The following is a 20,680-nucleotide window of genomic DNA, read 5'->3' as shown; positions in this document are numbered from 1 at the left end:
GCTTTTCCTGAAATGGCGGGAGTTTCCCACATTATCCACAGTGTTTTCCACATCCGCCTCACAGCCCCCGGGAAACAAATATTTATTATTTGGTTTCCATAAAATCTGTCAAGGCAAAAATATTCACAAACTTTCTCAGGCGAAACTTTTGCAAGGGAAGGCACGCTTTCCGTCGAACGGTGAAAGGAGCTCCGCCATGTCCATCCAAACAGACACCATTGCCGCCATCTCCACCCCTCCCGGTGCGGGGGCTATCGGCATCCTGCGCCTGTCCGGCCCCTTGGCAATTACGATTGCGGAACAATGCTTTAAGCCGCTGGGGTCCAAAGGACTGCGGGAGCATGAGCCGCGCCGGCTGGTCTATGGCGACCTGCTGGACAGCGGGGGCCAGGCCATCGACCGGGTACTGTGTACCTACAGCCTTGGCCCTTCCAGCTACACTGGGGAGGACACGGCGGAATTTCAGTGCCATGGTTCCCCCACGGTGCTGACCCTGGGGCTGGAGGCCCTGTTTGCCGCCGGAGCCCGTCAGGCCGGAGCGGGGGAGTTTACCCGCCGTGCCTTTCTCAACGGGCGTCTGGACCTGGCCCAGGCAGAGGCGGTGGGCGACCTGCTGGAGGCCCAGAGCCGTGAGGGGGCCCGCCACGCGGCGGGCCAGCTGGCCGGGGCACTGTCAAAAAAAATCGGGGACATTTACTCTGCCCTGGTGGATGTGATGGCCCACTTCCACGCCGTGCTGGACTATCCTGACGAGGATATCGACCCCTTCCGCATGGAGGAGCTGTCCAGGACACTGGAGGAACAGACAGACCGGCTGTGGAAGCTGTACTCCTCCGGCCACCGGGGCAGTCTGCTCACTCAGGGCCTGAAATGCCCCATCGTGGGCCGGCCTAACGCGGGCAAGTCCTCCCTGCTCAATGCCCTGGCGGGCTACGACCGGGCGATCGTCACCGACATCCCCGGCACTACCCGGGATACTGTGGAGGTATCCGTTCAGATCAAAGGGGTGCTGGTCCGCCTGATTGACACTGCGGGGATCCGGGAATCCGACGACCCCATCGAGCGCATCGGCGTGGCGCGCAGCCGGGAGGCGCTGGAGGGCAGCAATCTGATTGTGATGGTCTGCGACGGCGCTGCGCCCTTCACGCAGGAGGACGCCGGGCTTTTGGAGGCATGTCTGAACCGGGCGGATACGGTCCTGGTGTGGAACAAATCGGACCTGCCCTCCGCTCCGGTTCCCGTTCTCAGCCTGCCGGAAGAGCTGGGGGAGCATCTGCATACCGCCTCGGTCAGCTCCAAAACCGGCGCGGGGCTGGAAGAGCTGGAAGAGACCATGCGCACCCTGATGGAGGAATTTTTCCCCCGGGTCCGGGAGGAGGCTTACGGCCAGCTCCTCACCAATGAGCGGCAGATCCAGGCCGCTGAGGCGGCCCATCACAGCGTCTACCGGGCGCTGAAGGCCCTCCAGGCCGGAGTCACCCCAGACGCCCTGCTCACCGACGTGGAGGAGGCCCTGTCCGCCCTGGGGGAGCTCACCGGCCAAAGCGTCCGGGAGGATGTCACTGACCGGATTTTTCAGCGGTTTTGTGTAGGAAAATAGCAAAAACCCTCCGGCATAGCCGGAGGGTTTATTACAGGACGTTAAGCCAGGGCGGCGGTGATAATGGCCATGGAATAGACCTCCTGGGCGTTGCAGCCGCGGCTGAGGTCGTTGATGGGGGCATTCAGGCCCAGCAGGATGGGGCCGTAGGCCTCGAAGGAGCCCAGGCGCTGGGCGATCTTGTAGCCGATATTGCCGGCGCTGATGTCGGGGAAGATGAAGGTGTTGGCATAGCCGGCCACTGCGGACTCGGGGCATTTGGTCTCGGCCACACGAGGGGAGACGGCGGCGTCGAACTGGAGCTCGCCCTCGATGGGCACCTCGGGCATGGCCGCCTTGGCCTTCTCGGCGGCATTGCGCATCTTATCCACAGCGGGGCCCTTGCCGGAGCCAAAGGTGGAGTAGCTGAGGAAGGCCACCTTGGGGTCCACGCCGAAGATCTGGGCGCACTTTACCGTCTCGGAAGCGATCTCCACCAGCTCGTCCTCGGTGGGGTCGATATTGATGGCGCAGTCGGCCATGGCCAGCACCATGTTGCCGCCGGTGGCGTAGGGGCGTACCAGAATGAAGCAGGAGGAGACAATCTTGTTGCCCGGCTTGGTCTTTACCAGCTGGAGGGCGGGACGGACGGTGTCGGCGGTGGAGTAGGTGGCGCCGCCCAGCAGGGAGTCGGCGATACCCATGGCCACCAGCATGGTGCCAAAGTAATTGCCCTTGCGCAGGGTGGCCCGGCACTCGTCGGCCGTCATTTTGCCCTTGCGCAGCTCCACCATCTTCTCCACCATAGCGTCCATCTGGTCATAGGTCTCGGGATCGTAAATCTCGGCGCCCCGGATGTTAAAGCCGGCATCCTCGGCAGCGGCGCGGATCTCAGCCTCATTGCCGATCAGGACGGGGGTAAGGAAGGTACCGGACAGCAGGCGGGCGGAGGCCTCCAGAATGCGGGGGTCGGTGCCCTCGGTGAAGACAATCTTCTTGGGATTCTTCTTCAGGATATCAATGAGCTTGCCAAACATATTGTATCATTCCTCCAAATCAAAATTGGTGTTTCTCACCAGGACTCTCGAGTATCATGGTAGCATTTCCCGGCAAAAAATGCAAGAGCCGTATCATAGTTTTCTGCTTTGGGACCATGAAAAATTCCAAAGATTTTTTAAAAATTCCTCTTTACGCGCCGTTATGGTTCAGGTATACTATACCAAGTGTATATTACCATGTGTTTGAGGTGGAGAGATATGAAGCTAGATAATCCGGAATTTCCCCGTACCCTGTCCCTTCTGCGCCAGGAGAAGGGGGTCAGCCAGCGCACCGCCGCCGAGGCTCTGGGCATCTCCCAAGCCCTGCTCAGCCACTACGAGAACGGCGCCCGGGAGCCCGGCCTGGTCTTTGTGGTAAAGGCCTGCGACTACTATAATGTGTCCGCCGACTTTCTTCTGGGCCGCACCCTCACCCGGGACGGCACCACTATCACCCCCGAGGAGCTGTACGACATCAGCGACGAGAAAAACAACTCCATTAAAGGGGGCGTGCTGGCCCTGCTGAGCAAAAAGCTGCTGGTAAACTCCATTGGCGTGCTCTTCGGCCTGCTGGGCAAAACAGGCAGCCGGGAGGCCGTGCAGGCCGCCGCCAACTACCTGTCCACAGCTGTGTATACCATGTACCGCAAGCTCTACGACGCCAACCCGGACAACAACCCGGACTTTTTCTCCGTCCCGCCCCGCCACTTCCAGGCCGGCCTTCATGAGGCTGACATGAAATGCTGCGAGGCCGAGCTGGCCGACGCCCTGGCCGCCCACATCAAGGCCAAGGGCCCCTGGCCTGAGATGACCAACGACGCCCTGGCCAGGGACTATCCCGTGCTTTACCAGTCTGTTCTTCAGGTGGTCCACAACACCGGCGAGCGAGTCACCGCCCTCAGCGCGGGGCGGAAGGCAAAGCAGGAGAAGAAATAAGGGGGGCTGTACGGTGAAACCTGTCTATGAGGTTGATTTTCCTGCCCTGAGCGGGGAGGAAAAAGTGAAATTTATGCATGATTTGCGGGACAACATGGCGGAGTCTTTTCAGAAACAGCCCGTTTCGGTTCAAATTCTGGCCCACGCGCTGATCTTCACCCGCTGGTGGAATTCCTACCAGCATATGGCCCCCAAGGAGCCAGCCCCGGAGATTTTGGGGATCGCCACAGACCTTCTGTGGGACTTTCTGGAGGGGAAATGCGGCAAAGATGAGTTTGCCCGATTCCAGCAGAGCTTTTCCGACTCCGCCCTGGAAATTCTGACCGGGGACGACGGCGGGCTGAATGAGGATCCGGAGAGCGATGCCTTTTCCAATAAAATATTTTACCCCCTGGAAAACTTTGTCCTACAACGTGTTCCTCTCCTACCTGTGCACCGCGCTGGAGGATGCTGTCTCTGAGCATATCACCTGGGACGCTGTGGAGGGCGTGATTGATGGGGACATCGGGGATACCATGATCGACTTTTTTGAACCGGTCTATAGTAATCCAACTGGTGGCTACTACCCCTCTGAGCTGGGCCGCCGGCAAAAAGAAATATACAGCACCCCCACCTTCTGCCGGGTGATCGCCCTGCTCCAGCAGGATATGCGCGCCGCCCTGGAGGGCACGCCTCTCTCCGAGCTGCGGGCGCGGTACCAAACCGAGTACCTGTTTTCCCCGGAGGAGAGCGCGAAGATCAGCGACTACCGTTAGACCCCTGTTCGCAGGCGAAAAGCCTCCCTCTCTGAGGGAGGTGGCACGGCGCAGCCGTGACGGAGGGAGTCCGTCAACGTTACACTCCCTCAAAGAGGGAGCCTTTTATTCCCATACCTCAAGGAGGACATATATCTATGACCGACCAAAGTAAAATCAGAAATTTTTCTATCATTGCCCACATCGACCACGGCAAGTCTACCCTGTCTGACCGGCTGATTGAAATCTGCGGGGCGGTGGAGCAGCGGCAGATGGAGAGCCAGCTGCTGGACAACATGGACCTGGAGCGTGAGCGGGGTATTACCATCAAGGCCCGGGCCGTCCGGCTGGACTATCAGGCGGAGGACGGGGAAATCTACCACCTGAACCTCATTGACACGCCGGGGCATGTGGACTTTAACTATGAGGTCTCCCGGAGCCTGGCGGCCTGCGAGGGGGCGGTGCTCATTGTGGACGCCTCCCAGGGCATTGAGGCCCAGACCCTGGCCAACACCTACCTGGCCATGGAGCACGACCTGGAGATTCTTCCGGTGGTGAACAAGATCGACCTCCCCGCCGCCGATCCGGCCAGGGTGAAGGAGGAGATTGAAAACGTCCTGGCCCTTCCCGCCCTGGACGCCCCGGAGATTTCCGCCAAGCAGGGGGTCAATATCTCCGCCGTGCTGGAGGATATTGTCCAAAACATCCCCGCCCCGGAAGGGGACCCCTCCGCCCCTCTGAAGGCCCTGATTTTTGACAGCCAGTACGACCCCTATGTAGGGGTAATCGTCTACTTCCGCATTATGGAGGGCACCCTGAAAAAGGGGATGAACGTGAAGATGATGGCCTCTGGGGCCAGCTATCAGGTACTGGACTGCGGCTATCTCAAGCCCCTGGGGATGGAGTCCGCCCCTGAGCTGACCGCCGGAGAGGTGGGCTGGTTCACCGCCTCCATTAAGAACGTGAAGGATACCAGCGTGGGCGACACCATCACCGGCGGGGACAATCCGGCGGCGGAAGCCCTGCCCGGCTATCGCCCCGCCCAGGCCATGGTCTACTGCGGCATCTACACCGAGGACGGCTCCAAGTACCCCGACCTGCGGGACGCCCTGGAAAAGCTCCAGCTCAACGACGCCTCCCTGTCCTTCGAGCCGGAGTCCTCCGTGGCCCTGGGCTTCGGCTTCCGGTGCGGCTTTTTGGGGATGCTCCATATGGAGATTATCCAGGAGCGGCTGGAGCGGGAGTTCGACCTGGACCTGGTAACCACTTTACCCTCTGTTATATATGAGGTCACTAAAACCGATGGTACTGTAGTCCGAGTGGACAACCCCCACAACTACCCCGACCCAGGGGCCATATCCGAGGGCCGGGAGCCCTACGCCAAGGTGTCTATCATCTCCCCCCCCGACTATGTGGGCAACATCATGCCCATGTGTCAGGACCGCCGGGGCATTTTCAAGGACATGCAGTACTTGGACACCAACCTGGTGGAGCTGCACTACTCTATGCCCATTGGGGAAATCATCTACGACTTTTTCGACGCCCTCAAGGCCCGCACCAAGGGGTACGCCTCCCTGGACTACGAGCTGGAGGGCTATGAGAAAAGCGACCTGGTGAAGGTGGACCTGCTCCTCAACGGTGACCAGGTGGACGCCCTAAGCTTTATTGTCCACCGGGAGAAGGCCTACGGCCGGGCCCGGCGCATCTGCGAAAAGCTGAAGGAGAATATCCCCCGCCAGCTCTTTGAGGTGCCCGTCCAGGCGGCCATTGGCGGCAAGATTATCGCCCGTGAGACGGTAAAGGCCATGCGCAAGGACGTGCTGGCCAAGTGCTACGGCGGCGACATCACCAGAAAGAAGAAACTGCTGGAGAAGCAGAAGGAGGGCAAAAAGAAGATGCGCACCCTGGGCACCGTCCAGCTGCCCACCGAGGCCTTTATGGCGGTTTTGAAATTGGATGAGGAATAAAATAAGGCGGCCTCACTTCCACAAATGAGGCCGCCTTATACAAGCACTCCCTAGCTCAAAAGGAGCTCCAGCTCCTCCACCGACATTCCTGGCTGGAGGGCCATGCTGATACCGTAGCCGATTACCTTGGCCATATCATTGACCTGGCTGTCAATGTCCTTGGGGGTGACCAGCATATCCCTCCCCTCGCCCAGGTCGGGCAGCTCCTCCGTCCCCAGCAGGTCAGCGGCCAGGGTGGCCCCGTCCACCACGGTGGGCACCCCCACGGCGACAACGGGCGCCCCCAGGGTGTCCCGGGTCAGGCCCAGACGGTGGTTGCCCACTCCGGAGCCGGGGGTGATGCCCGTATCCGCGATCTGGACCGTTCTGCACAGCCGTTTCAGAGAGCGGGAGGCCAGCGCGTCCACCGCCACCACACAGGCGGGCCGGATTTTTTCACACACCGCCCGCACCAGCTCGCCGCTCTCTACCCCGGTGGTCCCCATCACCTCCGCCGCCACCGAGGCCACCGGACGCAGCGCGCCGAAGTGTTCGGGCATTTGCCGCACCAGATGGCGGGTGACCAGAGTGTTCTGGTGGACTTTTGGACCGATAGCGTCAGGAGTGATAGCCCGGTTGCCCAGGCCGGCCACCAGCACCAGAGCGTCCCCGGGAATGTCCTGAATCAGCGCGGATATCTCCTCCGCCACGGCCTGGACACAGTGCTGAAAAATTCCCTCCTCCCGGCTGGCCAACCCTTCCAGGGTGAGGGTGACGTAGTTCCCCCGGGGCTTTCCCAGGGCCCGCTCTCCCCGCTCGTCCAGCACCCGGACGGTGTTCACCGGGATGCCCTCCCGCAGGCCGTCCCAGGCCTCCACTCCGGGCAGGGCGGTAACCGCTCCGGCCTGTTCCTGCCAAAGCTCCCTGGCCTCCATAGCCAAGTCTGTCCGACGCATGCGCATGGTTCTTCCCCCTTATGCAATATGTTGTGGAATTATTTTCTTTGCCGCCCTAGTTTTTGCCTCTTTTGAAAAACTATCCGGCGGACAGGATTTTTTTGAAAAAAACTGTTGATTTTTTTTAAGAAGAGTGCTACAATACAAATCTGCGTGGGTGTATTATCACCTAATTTAATGATGAAAATCGGAGGAGGTGTTTGGTTTGCCGAATATTAAGTCTGCTAAGAAGCGCGTTCTGGTGTCTCAGGCCAAGGCCGCGCAGAACAAGGCCGCGAGATCCGCGCTGAAGACCGACATCAAGAAGTTTGAGGCCGCGGTGGCGGAAGGCAACCGCAGCGAGGCCGATATCGCTTACAAGGTGGCCGTCAAGGCTGTCGATCAGGCCGCTGCCAAGGGTCTGCTGCACCGCAACAATGCCGCCAACAAGAAGAGCAAGATGACCATCAAGCTGAGCAAGCTGGCTTGAGTACGGGCAAAGGGAAAGCCGTCTGATAAACAGACGGCTTTTTTCGTATTTGTTTTTACGGCAATGTGTGGTATAGTCAACACACCCGAAAAAGCGCAAGGCTGGTTATGGGGCCTTTTGAGCGTGAAAGGAGGCGGCTGCCTATGAAAAAAATTTTATCTCTGCCTCCTGTATCCTTTGTGGTGGAGGCGGCGGCGCTCTTTATGAAGGTTGGGGCCTCCCGGTCGGCGGCAGCGCTGTCCTACTTTTTGATTCTCACCCTGTTCCCCCTGCTGGTATGTGTCAACTACTTTATCGGCCTGTTCCACCTGGACCTGGAGGAGCTGCTTCGCTCCCTGGACCAGATTCTGCCCGCCGGCGCGCTGGCGGTTATGGGGGACTACCTGCGCTATGTAACGGACAGCCAGTCCTCTGCCCTGCTGCTGGCCAGCCTGATTACCATTCTCATCTCCGCCTCAGCGGGACTGCGCACCCTGCTGGCCGCTATGGACGAGCTCCACGGCCGGGCGGACGCCCACCCCTTGGGGCGGGTAGCGCTCAGTGTGGCGCTGTCGGTGCTGTTTCTGCTTACCATCTACCTGTCTGTGGTAGTCATCTTTACCGGCGAATGGTTTTTCCGTCTGTTGGAGGACCATCTGCCCCCCTACATCACCGAGCTGATTCCCCTGGCTGATCTGTCCGGGCTGTGGCAGTGGGTGCGCTATCTGCTGCTGTTCTGCTTTGTACTGCTGCTGGTGCTCATTGTCTACCGGGTGGGGACGCCCCGGGGGACCATGCGTCTGCCTGTGGTAATGCTGTCCTCCCTGCTGGCCGCGCTGGCTATCTCAGCAGCTTCGGTGGTGTTCTCCTGGTTTATCGGGATGTCCTCCCGCTACGCCCTGGTCTACGGCTCCCTGGCCTCGCTGATTATTCTGCTGGTGTGGCTCTATCTGTGCGGAAATCTGCTGCTGCTGGGGGCGGTGGTGGGCCGGGTGCTGGAAAACCGCCTGAAATAGCCCCTCACCACAGCTCCCCCACCTGGGCCCCGGTATAATACCAGGTGAGGATATCCTCAAAGGAGCTTCCGCTTTTGGCCATGGCGTTGGCCCCGTACTGGCTCATGCCCACTCCGTGGCCGTAGCCGGTGACATCAAAGGTAAACTGCGCCCCATCCCAGGTCACGGTGAAGGTGGCCGACCGCAGGGAGAACAGGGACCGCGCCTGTCCCCCGGTGAGGGTGACGCCCCCCAGCAGGATGGAGATGACCCCGCCCCCATCGTTGCGGCTGGCCTCCCCAAACCAGCCCGACGGGTCCCCGGACAGGTCCGCCCCCGGGTAGGCGTTCAGGGTGAGGGACCTCACCTCCTCCGCCCCCAGGACCACCTGGGTGCGGTAGTTGGGCACCTCGTCCCCCTCGGGGCTGTCCACACTCTTCAAATAGTCCACCGAGTTGCCCCATACCTCCACTGCGTCCACCGTCTTTCCGGCGGCGGAGGAGAAAAACAAAGCCTGGATAGGCTTTCCCTCATAAAGTATGCCCAGGCCGTCGGTGGCGGCCACCGCCCGGTCGATTTTTTCCCCGTACTCCCCGGCGTTAAGGCCCCAGCGGGCCTCCGCCGCGGAGCGCTCTATGTAGGCCTGACAGCAGGTGCTGTCGCCGCAGATGTCGGCGTCCGGGTGCTTTTCTGAACCGCTGTTTTGGCGGATGACCGTGTAGGTCCGGGCGGCGCAGGCCTGGGCCTTGAGGGCCTCCTCCTCAAAGGAGGCGGGCATCTCCGCCGCCACCACCCCCCACAGATACTCCTCCATGGTCAGCTCCACCACCTCCCCCTCCTTGGTCTGGAGGCGTACCGCCCGGCCCTTGTCCCGTGTGCCGGTGGTCATGACAGAAGGTGTGCGGTTAATGGGCAGCGCGCTCTCCCCGCCGGGCAGGTCGCCCACCTCTGAGCGCTGGTAGACCGGCTCTCCCCAGACCACCAGGGCGGGAAGAAAAAACAGCGCCACCGTTAAAAGTAGCGCCGCGCTTACAATCTGGCGCCTGCCTCCCCCTGTCTTCTTGCCGTCTCTGATCATGCCGGCCGCCTCCTTCCAGATCCTGGTGTTTTTATTCTTTGAATGCCGCCCCAAGGGCGGCTGTTACAGTCTATGGGACAGGCCGGGGAAATATGATTCCTTTGCAGATTGTGTTCTTGCGAAACGGCGTTTGATATAGTATAATTCCTGTGACAAGGTGTTTTTAAGGAGGAATTCATATGGACACCCACTTTGAATGGCAGGAAGAATATAATATTGGAGTAGATGCCATTGACAAGGAACACCAGCGCCTATTTAAGATTATCAACAAATTATTTGTCTTCCGGGAGGAGGAAAAGGACAGCCAGTGGACATGCCAGGAGGGAATCAAATATTTCAAGGGGCATACCATCAAGCATTTCGCGGACGAGGAGGCCTACATGGCCTCCATCGGCTACGAGGGGCTGGAGGAGCACCGGCGCATCCACAGAGGCTTTCGGGAGCATACCCTCCCGGCCCTGGAGCAGGAGCTGGAGCAGACCAATTACGCCCCGGACTCGGTGGATCACTTTCTGGGCGTATGCGCCGGGTGGCTGATCGGCCATACCCTGACAGAGGACCAGGCCATCACCGGCAAGCGCGAGGACATATGGGAAAACCTTCTGCCCAGCGAGATGCAGTCGTCCATTAAACAGGTTATCGTTCAGCTGATATTTGATATGTTTCATCTGGAGTCCCAGCTCATCAGCGACACCTACAGAGGAGAAAAATTCGGAAAAGGAGTCTACTACCGCCTGGTCTACGGAACCCCGAAGGATGAGGCCAAGCAGGAGATCATTCTGGTCTTTGAGGAAAAGCTGCTGGTCAATACCGTGGGAAAAATTCTGGGCGTTCAAACCAACAAGCTGGACAGCATGTTGATTCACGCCTCCCGGTATACGGCCCAGCAGTTTGTGGGCCGGGTGCTGGAGCACCTGCCCGCCGCCAAGGACTACAGACTGAAAGAGGAAAATCTGCTGTCCTATGAGCAGTTTCAGCGGATTTTCCAAAAGGAGAAGTTACAGATCAGCCTGCTGCTCAACACCGGCGGCGCGGGCTATTTCGCCTACTGCGCCATAGCGCCCCACCTGCTGGAGGAGGGGATCGCCACCCCAATCGGCCAGGAGAACGCATTGGCAGAAGTGGAAAAATATCTGAAGAGCCGGGAAACCCAGGAAAAGAAGGAGGAGGCTGAGCACAAACCAAAGATACTTGTGGTAGACGACTCCATGACGGTCCGTCAGAGCATGAAGGAACTGCTGAGCGGCGACTACGACGTCTCACTGGCGGAATCCGGAGTGGCCGCCATCCGGACCATCACTCTGAACCAGCCCGACCTGGTCCTGCTGGACTACGAGATGCCAGTGTGCGACGGAAGGCAAACCCTGGAAATGCTTCGCTCAGACAATTCCTTTGCCAAGCTTCCGGTCATTTTCCTAACCGGAAGAAGCGATCCGGAGAGCGTACAAAAGGTAATGGCCCTAAAGCCGGCGGGATATCTGCTGAAATACTTAAAGCCGGCGGATATCAAGTGCAAGATCGACGCGTTTTTTCAACGCGCCACAGGCCAGGCCTGATATAGTCGATCCAAACGGTGTAAAAGGGACCGGTTCTGAGGAACCGGTCCTTTTCTTTTGTGTTTCCTTGGGCGGCCTTTGGCCATGGCGCGCAGCCGTTCCCCGAACAGCCTGCGGCAGAGAATAGAAGGTGGGAGTCTAAACCATGCAGGGAGCAATTTACGGATATATTCGGGTATCAAGCATTGACCAGAATGAGGACAGGCAGATGATCGCGCTGGGGACCAAGGCAGTTCCGGTTCAGAACATCTATATGGATAAGCAGTCGGGCAAGGATTTTGACCGGCCGCAGTATAAAAAGATGGTAAAGCGGCTCAAGGCGGGGGACCTGCTCTACATCCTGAGTATTGACAGGCTGGGCCGCAACTACAAGGAGATCCAGGATCAGTGGCGGGTGCTCACCAAGGATATCGGCGCGGATGTGTGCGTGATCGATATGCCGCTGCTGGACACCCGCAGCGGCAAGGACCTGATGGGCACCTTTATCGCCGACCTGGTGCTGCAAATTTTGTCCTTTGTGGCCCAAAATGAGCGGGAAAACATCCGCAAACGCCAGGAACAGGGCATCGCCGCCGCAAAAGCCCGGGGGGTCAAGTTCGGCCGCCCCGCCCGGCCCCTTCCCCCCAACTTTCAAAGCACCTACCAGCGGTGGAAGTCCAAAACTATTACCGGCACCCAGGCCGCAAAAGAATGCGGAATGCCGCTTTCCACATTCCGCTACCGGGCCGGGATTTATGAAAGAAACAAGTGATTGCAATGAGAGTACTTATCATGATGGTTGAATATTGTTTGTACTTATAGTATACTTTGGGGCAGTATTTCGAAAAATCGAGATTTGTAATTTCGCCCCACAGACACTTCAGAACACGAAAGGAGGTATCCTTCTATGCACCAAAATCCATCTATGCCCCCGGCGGGCGAAGCCATCTTATCCGGGGATATTGAAGCCGTGCGCCGCATGGCGGAGGACGGGAGCCTGCTCTTTAAGAAGGGCAGAACAGTTGAGCTGCGGAGGAATATCCCAACGGTGGTAAAGCTGGATGGGAAGGAAATTATCACTTACTCCGACGCCTTCGGCTTTGCGCTGGACCATGGCCAGACGGAAATCGCCAAAATGCTGATTGACCACAATCTGGTGGACCTGAGCCCCAAAAGCGACGCCCTCTATATGACTATCCACAGGAAAAATTTTGCTCTGCTGGACTATATGCTGGACCATGGCGGGCAGTTTGGCCGGGAGAAGCGGGACATCACCCGCCTGATCCTCAATTTGTCGGATGTGTGGAGCGAGTACTGTCCGGCGCTGCTGGACCGGCTGGATTTGCCGGTTCGGGAACTGGGCGGAACAGCCCTTTGCCACGCCGCCAGCGATAACCGCCGGGCCGTTGTGACGTATCTGCTGGAAGCCGGGGTGGATGTGAACAGCCAGAACGGCGGTCAAGGCACACCGGTTCTGCGGGCGGCGACCGAAGGACATACGGAGATGGTGCGCTTTCTGGTAAAGCGCGGGGCGGACCTGACCATCACGGACGAGTATGGCTACCGGCCTTACACTGCTGCCAAGGCCAACGGGCATCAAAAAACGGCAGAGTACATTAAGACCATAGAGCCAGCGGTTACAGAAGCGGAGCAGGATGCGCTGTTTAAACGGTATCATGTACCAGCAAAGATGCGGGACTACTTTAAAACCGGCCCGCTGCTGCTGGAGTTCCCCCAGGAGGAGCATCTGAGCTGGGTCCGGCTTTTTGCCTATACAGACGTGTCGGAGATCAACTACCGGGGACAGCGGCTTCTCTCTCTGGTGGAGGACAGCGAGGACTTTGCGGTGATGCTTCTGTGGGAACCGAAGTCGAAGCAGGTCTGGTTCCTGGACATGGAGCATGACGTGTTCCATGCGGTTGCGGTTTGGGAAAAATTCATCAAGAATCCAGGCTATTATATCAATCGGGCCGTTATGTGGGAATTTGACTGACAAATGTTCTCTATCCTTGGAAACACGACCTGGGAATAATGTCCTAAAAGCTGGGCAGACTAGAGGAAAACACCGGCTAAGGATGTGACAGAACATGGTAAAGGGTATCACCCGGCAGGTGATCCTGGTTAAATCTCCCGACCCCCGCCTTTTTGAGGAGGCCATCTTTATCGTCAAGGAGGAGGCCCTGGCCCGGGAGGGGGTGAGCGCCGACAGGGTGCTTCGGGAGGCCCGTCAGGCCGCCGACGGCTATCTGAAGCAGGGCAAGGCCTGGAACCGCCGCCTGGAGCGGGCTCCCGCCGCTGTCTGGGGAGTGCTGGGGGCGGCGCTGGCCTCGGCAGGCTGGGCGGTTTGGCTGTTTTTGCTGTAACCATTTTCCCTCCGGCGCATAGTATGGAGTGAGGGGGCCGGCGGCAGGCCTCCTCACCGCAGACGTCAAGGGGCGTTTTCACCACGGACAAGAGGTTTTCTTCTTTTTCCTCCTGAATAAATGGCAGCCCGGCGGGCAGTCCGCCGGGCCGCTTTGTTATGGTCAAAGTACTTCAAAAGAATCAAAACGATTCTTTTGATTCTTTTTTGAGCTCCGGAACCGCCTCCAGGGCCAGCACAGCCCCTCCCGCCGCCGTCAGCAGCAGCCCGTCCTTCCAGGCCCCTCCGCAGGATCGGAGGAAGAGGGTGACAGGGTTCCACCGGATCATGGGGCCCAGGGCGGGAAAAATCAGGGACAAATCCAGCAGGACCGGTGACAGGAGCAGCCCCAGCACCGGGGCAAAGGGGAGCACAGCGGGCAGTGCGGTCCAGCCGGGCCGCCAGCGGGCCAGAGCCAGGGCGGCGGCTCCCCAGAACAGCAGATAGGGGAGCAGGGCCAGGACACAAACCGGGACGGCACCCGCCGCCAGCAGGGCCAGAACCCCGGCGCACAGAGCCGGGACCAGCGCCGCCGCCAGCCGGGGCAAAAGCAGGGGAAGGCTCCCTTGCAGTGGGGCCAGACGCCGGACAAAGGGGGATTCCAGCCACCGGCCCAGGTCCATGGCGGTGAGCAGGGCCCAGATGAGCAGGAAAATAGCCGTCAGCCCAGACAGAAGATTGGACACCCCGCTGTCCGCCAGAATCAGGGGGTCCAGGGGCTGGCCGTCCACTGTCTCCATAGACACCAGTACCCGGTCCTGGTCCAGCAGTACCTGGTTCAGCCGGGGACGGGTGGCCACGGTGCCCTCTGTGTCCATAATACCGCTGTCCAACAGGTATTTTTCCGCCATACCGGGGGAGACCAGCTCCGCCACGCAGGCGGATGCCGTCTCCCGCACCATGGGGTAGACGGCGGAGCCGGGACCAATGAGCAGGGTAAACAGCCCCTCCAGCTCCTGGCCGGCCAGACGGGCCTCAAAGTCCTCCGGAAGGATCAGCGCGCAGTCCCACTGCCCAGCGGCCACCTGACGCTCCGCCCGGGCCAGGTCTGCCGCATGGAAGGTGACCACCAGGCCGCTTCGCTCCGCCAGACGGTCCCAGAAGTCCTCACCCCCCGCCTCCGGAAGGACTACCCCCACCTGAACGGGGGTGGACACCTCCCTGGCGGGAAGAAGCCGGGCGGCGGCAAGGGTTGTCAGGGGCAGAAGAAGCAGAATCCAGCCCCGCCAGCCGGACAGCTGAGCGCGGAGGCTGTTTTTAAACACAATCAGAAAAAAGCTCACAGTGCCACCTCCTGACGGTCCACCCGGCGGCGGTACAGGGCCAGGGCCAGAGCTGCCATCCCGGCGGCGGACAGGCCTAAGCAGACCCAGGAGGACCAGTCCACCGGATAGCCCATAGGCCCGGCGGCCAGCTGACGCAGCCAGGTCACCGGTGAAAGCCAGCTCAGCCGCCGCACAGAGGCGGGCAGCAGCACCGGCGGGACAATCCCCCCCGCCAGGGCCAGGGACAGCACCGCAACAGTAAAAGCTATTACCCCGCAGCTTGCGGCATTTTCTGAAACCAGACAGCACAACGAGCAGAACACCGAACAAAACAGGGCCATTATAAGGCAGCTGCCAGCCGCGGCCAGGGGACTGCCTTCTCCCTCCAAAAGCAGGGTGGGCAGGGACAAAAGGAGCAGCGCCGGCACCCCGGCGGCCACGCCGCTGAAATATCCGGCCCACACCCCCCGGCCCGCGCTGCGCAGGCGGCGCTGAACACACAGCCAGTCCCCGCTGTAGATGGGGACAAACAGCGGAGCGGCGGCCAGAGAGAAGTAGGCGGTCAGGCTCAGGGCGTAGTGGAGGGGGATAGGCAGGGCCTGGGTGGCGGAGACCGTCTGAGTTTGAAACAGGCTGTTCCGGTCCATTGCCAGGGCAATATAGCGCAGATTGATATCAAAGACCACCTGATCCCGGGTGAGGCCGGGGGGAGGGGCCTGCTCATACAGCTCCAGCACGGCGTACACCCCGCTTTGAAAGGCAGACAGAATGTCACAGGCGCTCTGGCCCACCCAGAGCAGCAGCAGAGACTCCAGCGGCCTGTCTCCGGACACCACAAGGCGCAGGTCGGGGTTGTCCCCCCACATGACTCCGTGGATGAAGTCCGGAGGGAGAACCAGCACAGCGGTGACCTCCCCCCGCTCCAGGGCAGACATGGCCTCCTCCTGGTCCATGGCGGCAATCTTGCAGTACTGGGCAATGTCCTCCATATCCCCTATAAACTGCTCTAGCAGCTGGGGGACGTTGTCCCCCTCCGGAGCGGTGACGGCCAGGGTCACGCCGTTGAAGTCCACCCCCTGAGACAGCAGATCACCGGCCGTCCGGCCCCCCGCCAGGGGGAGCAGAAAGCACAAAAGGGCAAGCCCTGCCAGCAGCCATCGCTGTTGGCAGAGCCTGACCAAAGTCAGCCTGAACCACTGAATAAAATACCCCATAGCCGTTTAATAGCCGCCCATGATGGCCCACAGCACATCCTCAGGCAGGCGGGCGGTAAACAGCTGCTGCATCTGAACCACCCAGGTCATTGCCCTGTCCTGGATATCCATGGCCGCCTGTTCCAGCTCCTGCGGGCTCATCTGGGTAATCAGCGTGGGATTGCTGACACCCAGCTCGTTGGGGTGGCAGTCCACATAGTAGTCAAAGGCCAGGGTGCAGACCTCCACACCCATTACCCGCAAGGACACATTTTCAGAGCTCAGCGACAGCAGGTCAGCTTCCGCCTGATAATCGCCCTCCATCTCCAATACAAAAATGCTCAGCCCGGAGCTGTCCACCCCCAGCTTCCATTGGAAATTGTCCGCGCTCTTCCCGGGATCCAGACTCATGTCGGAGGTCACCCGGGCCAGGGTGGCGCTGTCCTGACGGACCCGGGCAGTAGTCTCGTCGGTGTAGACGCCGCTTTTCAGGCCGTGGTCGCCGGTGGACTTTACCTCAATAGAGATATCGTCGGCCTCCACATTTACGCTGAGGTCGTCCACATACATCTCCCCGCCGCCCAAACGGATGTCAATACTCAAATCAGTGCCGTCCACGCGGTCCTCATAGAACACCGCGGACACATAGCCGCCGCTGAGGCAGACCTCCAGCTCCACGTCGCCCAGCTCGTCCACGGCGCGGTGGAGGTTATCGGCTAGCTCACCATAGAAGTCCAATTCCTTCAGGACGGACATAATCTCATCAATCTGGTCCTGAGGCATCCCCATAGCCTGGTAGAGGTCTGAATAGAGGTCGTAGTAATTTACCGAGGAGAGAACCGCCGCCAAAGCGTCCGCATACTGGTCCATGGCCTCTTCGGGGATGACGACCTGATAGGCGGTGGTTTTGGCCTCGGTGCCGTTGATGTCCAAAGTCCGGGCCCCCAGCTTTTTAACCTTCGCTGCCTCCCAGAGGGCCTTGCCGGCCTGCTTAAAGTCTTCCTCCATGGCCTCCTGGTCAATCTTCTCCATCACCATGTCCACCAGCTCAAACATGTTAAAGCTGAGGTCTTTCACAGAGTCGTCCCCGGTCATTTGGGCCAGGTCGGCTCCCAGAGTCTCGGTGTTCAGGCCATAGCAGGTGCCGCCAAAGAATTGATTGGACTCCAGATACATCTCGCTGTCAAGAGCGCTCATCCCAAAGGAGAGCAGGTCCTCCTCCCCCCAGTAGGCGCCCAGTCCGGCATACAGCTGCCGGTCCGGGCCGTTGTAGTCGGTGTCCAGCCGCAGGCCCAGGCCGTTGAGGGCGGACAGGTCCATGCCCACCAGACTGCTGTTGATGCCCCTCAGCTCCAGGGCCATGTGCTGGCGGATGGTCCGGTCCTTCTGCCACTGCTCCATATCGGGCACATCCAGCTTCTCCTGGGAAGATGCATAGGCGGCAACGCTTTTGGCGATGGCTTTTTCCACCGTCCCCTTGCCGGAGGAGAAGATCCCGCCGGCAAACACAGCCACAACGGCAATCAACGCCGCAGCTGCCAGGGCGGCGGCAGCGAAAAGGGCAGTCTTTTTCTTTTTGCCGCCGCCTTCGGGGCCCTCCCAGGCGGGGGTGGCGGTGGGACTGCAGGGGGCGGCGCCCTGGGGCAGGCCGCCGTCCGGTCCGGGGGCGTTCAACGCGCCGCAGTTGGGACAAAATCGGGCGTCGTCCCGCATCTCATTTCCGCAATTTCTGCAAACCATAATAATTCCTCCATTCTGTATCTTTTTTCAAAGGGCCCGCCCTGAGGGCGGGGACCTTATGCAATCAATTTGCCCTCCTCCAGCCGCAGCACCGCGCCGCACAAACGGTCCAGCTCCTGGGGATGGTGGCTGCACCACACCAGACTGCCCCCGCCGGAGGTGTACCCCTCCAGCCAGTCCAGCAGCCGGGGGACGTAGTCCCGGTCCAGGCCGCTGGTGGCCTCATCCATCAGCAGCACCCTGGGCCGGGCCAGCAGCGCCAGGGCGATACTCACCCTCTGGGCCATCCCTCCTGACAGGGCCCGGATAGGCTTTTTCAGCAGAGGTTCCAGCCCCAGCAGCTCCAGAATATCCCCGGGCGGAGGTCCGGATACCCCGCAGGCGCTCTGCCACAGAGCAAGCTGCTGGTGTACACTCAGGTCACGGGCCAGCTCCGGGGTTTGGGGGACATACCCCAGCGCCTTTCGCAAAAACTGCCGGTTCCCCAGCACGCAGCGGCCCCCATAGAGAACATCCCCGCCGTCCGGCCTTTCAATCTGGGCGATAAGCCGCAGCAAGGTGGACTTCCCGGAACCGTTGCTGCCGGCCAGTCCCAAGCACTGCCCCGGTGGAAGTACAAAGCTGACGGGAGAGAGCACCTGCCGCCCCTGGTAGCTCTTATAAAGCTGCCGTATCTCCAGCATTTCCATCTTCCTCCCTTCTTCTGATATAATCATCAGTTTTGCCCTTATGCAGAGACGGCCTGTGGCCGTCCGCAGAAACAAATGGGCCTGCCTGTAAAGAGAACCGGCCCAAGGCCGCTCCGGTATCGGTCAATTTATCACATCCACAGGGGATAAACCGAATCGGCCTTCTGGTTGTTGGACCAGACCCGCTCCGCGTCCTGGGCGATCTGCCGGTTCTCTTTGCCGTCCCACAGCCAGAGGCCTCCGCCGCCCAGGTACAGCAGCCTTTGGCCGTCCAGCACAATGGGATAGCGCATCAGTTGGCTGAGCTCCCCGCTGATGAGGTAGGGCGTGCCCTCCCGGATCAGGGACAGGGACCAGTCACCGAAGGCGGGGGAGTGGATGGCATACGTGGTCCCGTCCTCTGATATCAGCACCTCGTTGATGCCCCGGGCCACTGTCTCCGCCGCCCCGTCCCGCCAGCGGACCAGATTTCCGCTGGGCGTAAAGTCCGTATTGTCCACATTGGTGTAGTAGTAGAGGCAGTCCTTGTCCCTGGGGCCGCCGCCCCGCTGGGGACAGGCATAATCTCCCTGTGCGGCGCGGGAGGAGAAGGTAAATCCCGCCTCTGTGCGGCGGTAGAGGTCCAGACAAGATTCGTTATCACGGTAGAGGTCCAGCACCGCCCAGCCCCCCTCCAGAACAAAGAAATGCAGGACACAGGCCGTGTCCTCCCCCAAATCAAGGGTGTTTTCCACACCGTCTACGCACTGATACCAGGCCGGGCGGCCGTCCGCCTTCCGGTACACACAGGCGCCCGCGTCAAAATCCACGGTCCAGGTCTCCGGATCGATCTCCCCGGCGGCCAGAACGCTCTTTCCCCCCGCGTACCGATACAGATTCAAGCAGCGGTTCCCGCCGGCTGACCAACCCTCCACGGTGTAATAAAAGCTGACCGCCCCGCCGTTTACACTCACGTTAAAGGGGCCCGGGTACTGACAGATCGGCTCCGGAAGCCGGACAGGCTCGCCGCCGGGCCTGCTGATGTACACGGTGACATTGTTGTCAAGTCCCTCGCCGCCTTCTTGACTGAGCTGCCCATAGACCAGGGTGGAGGCGGTATAGTCTGAGTAGATGCCACAGGCGTTCTCCACCAGAAGTTCGGGCCGGGCCCCCTGCCGCAGAGGCATTTTGTAAAGGGTGTACAGGTAGTTTTCCCCATCTATGGACTCCTCCGCATAGTAGATGGTCCTCTGATCTTCGCTGAGCTGATAGCCGCCATAGGATTTGGCAATAGAGAAGTCCTCCTTGCCGCTGTGGCAGTGCAGCTCCAGGCGGCTGTCCACGTTTTTTCCATAGAGGGCTGCCCCGTTGTCCAGCACGTGGACCCAGGCCGCATTTACAGCAATGCGCTCAGGCCGCCCACCCCGGCTCAGAGCGGGCAGGTTTACCTTGTACAGAGACTGACTGCCATCCAGGTAATAGAGGGTTTTGCCGTCGGGACTAAACTGTGCCCCGGCGCCCGCGTTGACATTTTCGCCAACCAGAGCGGGAGCCTCTCCCTCCAGGCCAGGCAGGTACATCAGCTGCCCCCCAGAGGTCACATAGGCAAGGGACTCTGTCCCGGATGTCGGGACAGGCATTCCCGAGGCCAGCCAGCCCAACAGAAACACCGCAGCGGCGGCCGCCAGAGCTCCGGCGGCCAGACGCAGTTTCTTCCGGTTCAAGAGCGCTGAAAGCATGTTGTTTCTCCTTTGGCTGTATAAATTGGCATCAGAGCTGTAGGGGCGGCCTGCGGCCGCCCGTCTGTTACAGGCAGGCCCATTTGTTCCTGCAGGCGGCCAAAGGCCGCCCCTACATGTGACAGCAAATCTGATGATTATTAAATATAGTATGGCACACCTTTGAAACAAATGCAACCCTTGTCGGAAAAAGGACACAGAAATCAACGTTCAAAAAATCTCGCCGTATTTGCAGCGCGGGACGGCCTCGACCCGCCGTTGGGTGGCAGCTTTGCAAACGGCGCGCCGGAGTCGTCGCGCCCTACGGCGTCAAAATTGAATTTCCTGGAAAAAGGGACAGGTCTGCTTTCTAGAAAATTTTAAATAAACCTTAATGAAATCATCAGGATTCCTTTAGAGCATTTACCACAACTGTATGATATGCTTTAGT

19 protein-coding genes are annotated in these 20,680 nt (G+C 60.0%); 11 read left to right on the top strand and 8 right to left on the bottom strand.

Annotation, left to right across the window (positions count from 1 at the left end; genetic code table 11):
• Positions 1-196 precede the first annotated feature (196 nt).
• The gene (mnmE, locus tag NFS22_RS08485) at positions 197-1,600 is read left to right on the top strand and encodes a tRNA uridine-5-carboxymethylaminomethyl(34) synthesis GTPase MnmE (RefSeq protein WP_251317288.1); all 1,404 of its coding nucleotides are present in this window, start codon (positions 197-199) and stop codon (positions 1,598-1,600) included.
• A 41-nt stretch (positions 1,601-1,641) separates the two neighbouring features.
• Here the strand turns inward: mnmE and pta are convergent, their stop codons facing one another.
• On the bottom strand, positions 1,642-2,616 hold the full coding sequence (gene pta / locus NFS22_RS08480) for a phosphate acetyltransferase (RefSeq protein ID WP_251317287.1): 975 nt from the start codon (positions 2,614-2,616) through the stop codon (positions 1,642-1,644).
• A 219-nt stretch (positions 2,617-2,835) separates the two neighbouring features.
• Here pta and NFS22_RS08475 point away from each other — a divergent pair, with 219 nt between their 5' ends.
• The 4 genes from NFS22_RS08475 to lepA all read left to right on the top strand — a co-directional run bounded on the left by NFS22_RS08475 (position 2,836) and on the right by lepA (position 6,253).
• Positions 2,836-3,552: a helix-turn-helix domain-containing protein gene (locus tag NFS22_RS08475; RefSeq protein ID WP_251317286.1), complete on the top strand. Its 717-nt coding sequence runs from the start codon at positions 2,836-2,838 to the stop codon at positions 3,550-3,552.
• A 13-nt stretch (positions 3,553-3,565) separates the two neighbouring features.
• Positions 3,566-4,012, top strand: coding sequence for a hypothetical protein (locus tag NFS22_RS08470; protein ID WP_251317285.1), 447 nt, complete (start codon positions 3,566-3,568; stop codon positions 4,010-4,012).
• Positions 3,954-4,307 (top strand): hypothetical protein, encoded by a 354-nt coding sequence (locus tag NFS22_RS08465; protein WP_251317284.1) that lies wholly within the window; start codon positions 3,954-3,956, stop codon positions 4,305-4,307. The genes NFS22_RS08470 and NFS22_RS08465 overlap by 59 nt, the downstream gene beginning before the upstream one ends.
• Before the next feature lie 137 nt (positions 4,308-4,444).
• Positions 4,445-6,253 carry a translation elongation factor 4 gene (lepA, locus tag NFS22_RS08460; protein ID WP_251317283.1) on the top strand — a complete coding sequence of 603 codons (1,809 nt, stop codon included), beginning with the start codon at positions 4,445-4,447 and terminating at the stop codon, positions 6,251-6,253.
• Positions 6,254-6,303: 50 nt separating this feature from the next.
• Here lepA and gpr read toward each other — a convergent pair whose 3' ends face one another.
• On the bottom strand, positions 6,304-7,194 hold the full coding sequence (gpr, locus tag NFS22_RS08455) for a GPR endopeptidase (RefSeq protein ID WP_251317282.1): 891 nt from the start codon (positions 7,192-7,194) through the stop codon (positions 6,304-6,306).
• A 199-nt stretch (positions 7,195-7,393) separates the two neighbouring features.
• Here gpr and rpsT point away from each other — a divergent pair, with 199 nt between their 5' ends.
• Positions 7,394-7,657 (top strand): 30S ribosomal protein S20, encoded by a 264-nt coding sequence (gene rpsT / locus NFS22_RS08450; RefSeq protein WP_251317281.1) that lies wholly within the window; start codon positions 7,394-7,396, stop codon positions 7,655-7,657.
• 143 nt (positions 7,658-7,800) lie between these two features.
• Positions 7,801-8,652, top strand: coding sequence for a YihY/virulence factor BrkB family protein (locus NFS22_RS08445; protein WP_251317280.1), 852 nt, complete (start codon positions 7,801-7,803; stop codon positions 8,650-8,652).
• A 4-nt stretch (positions 8,653-8,656) separates the two neighbouring features.
• Here the strand turns inward: NFS22_RS08445 and spoIID are convergent, their stop codons facing one another.
• Complete coding sequence (spoIID, locus tag NFS22_RS08440) at positions 8,657-9,709, bottom strand: stage II sporulation protein D (protein ID WP_251317279.1); 1,053 nt, start codon at positions 9,707-9,709, stop codon at positions 8,657-8,659.
• A gap of 179 nt (positions 9,710-9,888) precedes the next feature.
• Between spoIID and NFS22_RS08435 the strand changes: the two genes are divergently transcribed.
• The 4 genes from NFS22_RS08435 to NFS22_RS08420 all read left to right on the top strand — a co-directional run bounded on the left by NFS22_RS08435 (position 9,889) and on the right by NFS22_RS08420 (position 13,607).
• Positions 9,889-11,265 carry a hemerythrin domain-containing protein gene (locus NFS22_RS08435; RefSeq protein ID WP_251317277.1) on the top strand — a complete coding sequence of 459 codons (1,377 nt, stop codon included), beginning with the start codon at positions 9,889-9,891 and terminating at the stop codon, positions 11,263-11,265.
• A gap of 145 nt (positions 11,266-11,410) precedes the next feature.
• Positions 11,411-12,016 (top strand): recombinase family protein, encoded by a 606-nt coding sequence (locus NFS22_RS08430; protein ID WP_251317276.1) that lies wholly within the window; start codon positions 11,411-11,413, stop codon positions 12,014-12,016.
• Between the two features lie 135 nt (positions 12,017-12,151).
• Positions 12,152-13,237: an ankyrin repeat domain-containing protein gene (locus NFS22_RS08425; RefSeq protein ID WP_251317275.1), complete on the top strand. Its 1,086-nt coding sequence runs from the start codon at positions 12,152-12,154 to the stop codon at positions 13,235-13,237.
• A gap of 94 nt (positions 13,238-13,331) precedes the next feature.
• A complete protein-coding gene (locus NFS22_RS08420; RefSeq protein WP_251317274.1) occupies positions 13,332-13,607 on the top strand; it encodes a translation initiation factor 2 in 276 nt (91 codons plus the stop codon).
• Between the two features lie 181 nt (positions 13,608-13,788).
• Here the strand turns inward: NFS22_RS08420 and NFS22_RS08415 are convergent, their stop codons facing one another.
• From NFS22_RS08415 to NFS22_RS08395, 5 genes are all read right to left on the bottom strand, one after another.
• On the bottom strand, positions 13,789-14,928 hold the full coding sequence (locus tag NFS22_RS08415) for a hypothetical protein (RefSeq protein ID WP_251317273.1): 1,140 nt from the start codon (positions 14,926-14,928) through the stop codon (positions 13,789-13,791).
• Positions 14,925-16,124: an ABC transporter permease gene (locus tag NFS22_RS08410; RefSeq protein ID WP_251317272.1), complete on the bottom strand. Its 1,200-nt coding sequence runs from the start codon at positions 16,122-16,124 to the stop codon at positions 14,925-14,927. The genes NFS22_RS08415 and NFS22_RS08410 overlap by 4 nt, the downstream gene beginning before the upstream one ends.
• A gap of 6 nt (positions 16,125-16,130) precedes the next feature.
• Positions 16,131-17,843, bottom strand: coding sequence for a zinc ribbon domain-containing protein (locus NFS22_RS08405; protein ID WP_251317271.1), 1,713 nt, complete (start codon positions 17,841-17,843; stop codon positions 16,131-16,133).
• 56 nt (positions 17,844-17,899) lie between these two features.
• Entirely contained in the window at positions 17,900-18,526 is a 627-nt protein-coding gene (locus NFS22_RS08400; RefSeq protein WP_251317270.1) for an ATP-binding cassette domain-containing protein, read from the bottom strand.
• 137 nt (positions 18,527-18,663) lie between these two features.
• Entirely contained in the window at positions 18,664-20,250 is a 1,587-nt protein-coding gene (locus NFS22_RS08395) for a TolB family protein (RefSeq protein ID WP_251317269.1), read from the bottom strand.
• Positions 20,251-20,680 lie beyond the last annotated feature (430 nt).

Source organism: Flintibacter muris, assembly GCF_943192995.1.
Taxonomy (GTDB): Bacteria; Bacillota; Clostridia; order Oscillospirales; family Oscillospiraceae; genus Lawsonibacter; species Lawsonibacter muris.
The sequence above is the reverse complement of the archived record's forward strand: the minus strand, read 5'-3'. Positions and strand labels throughout refer to the sequence as shown.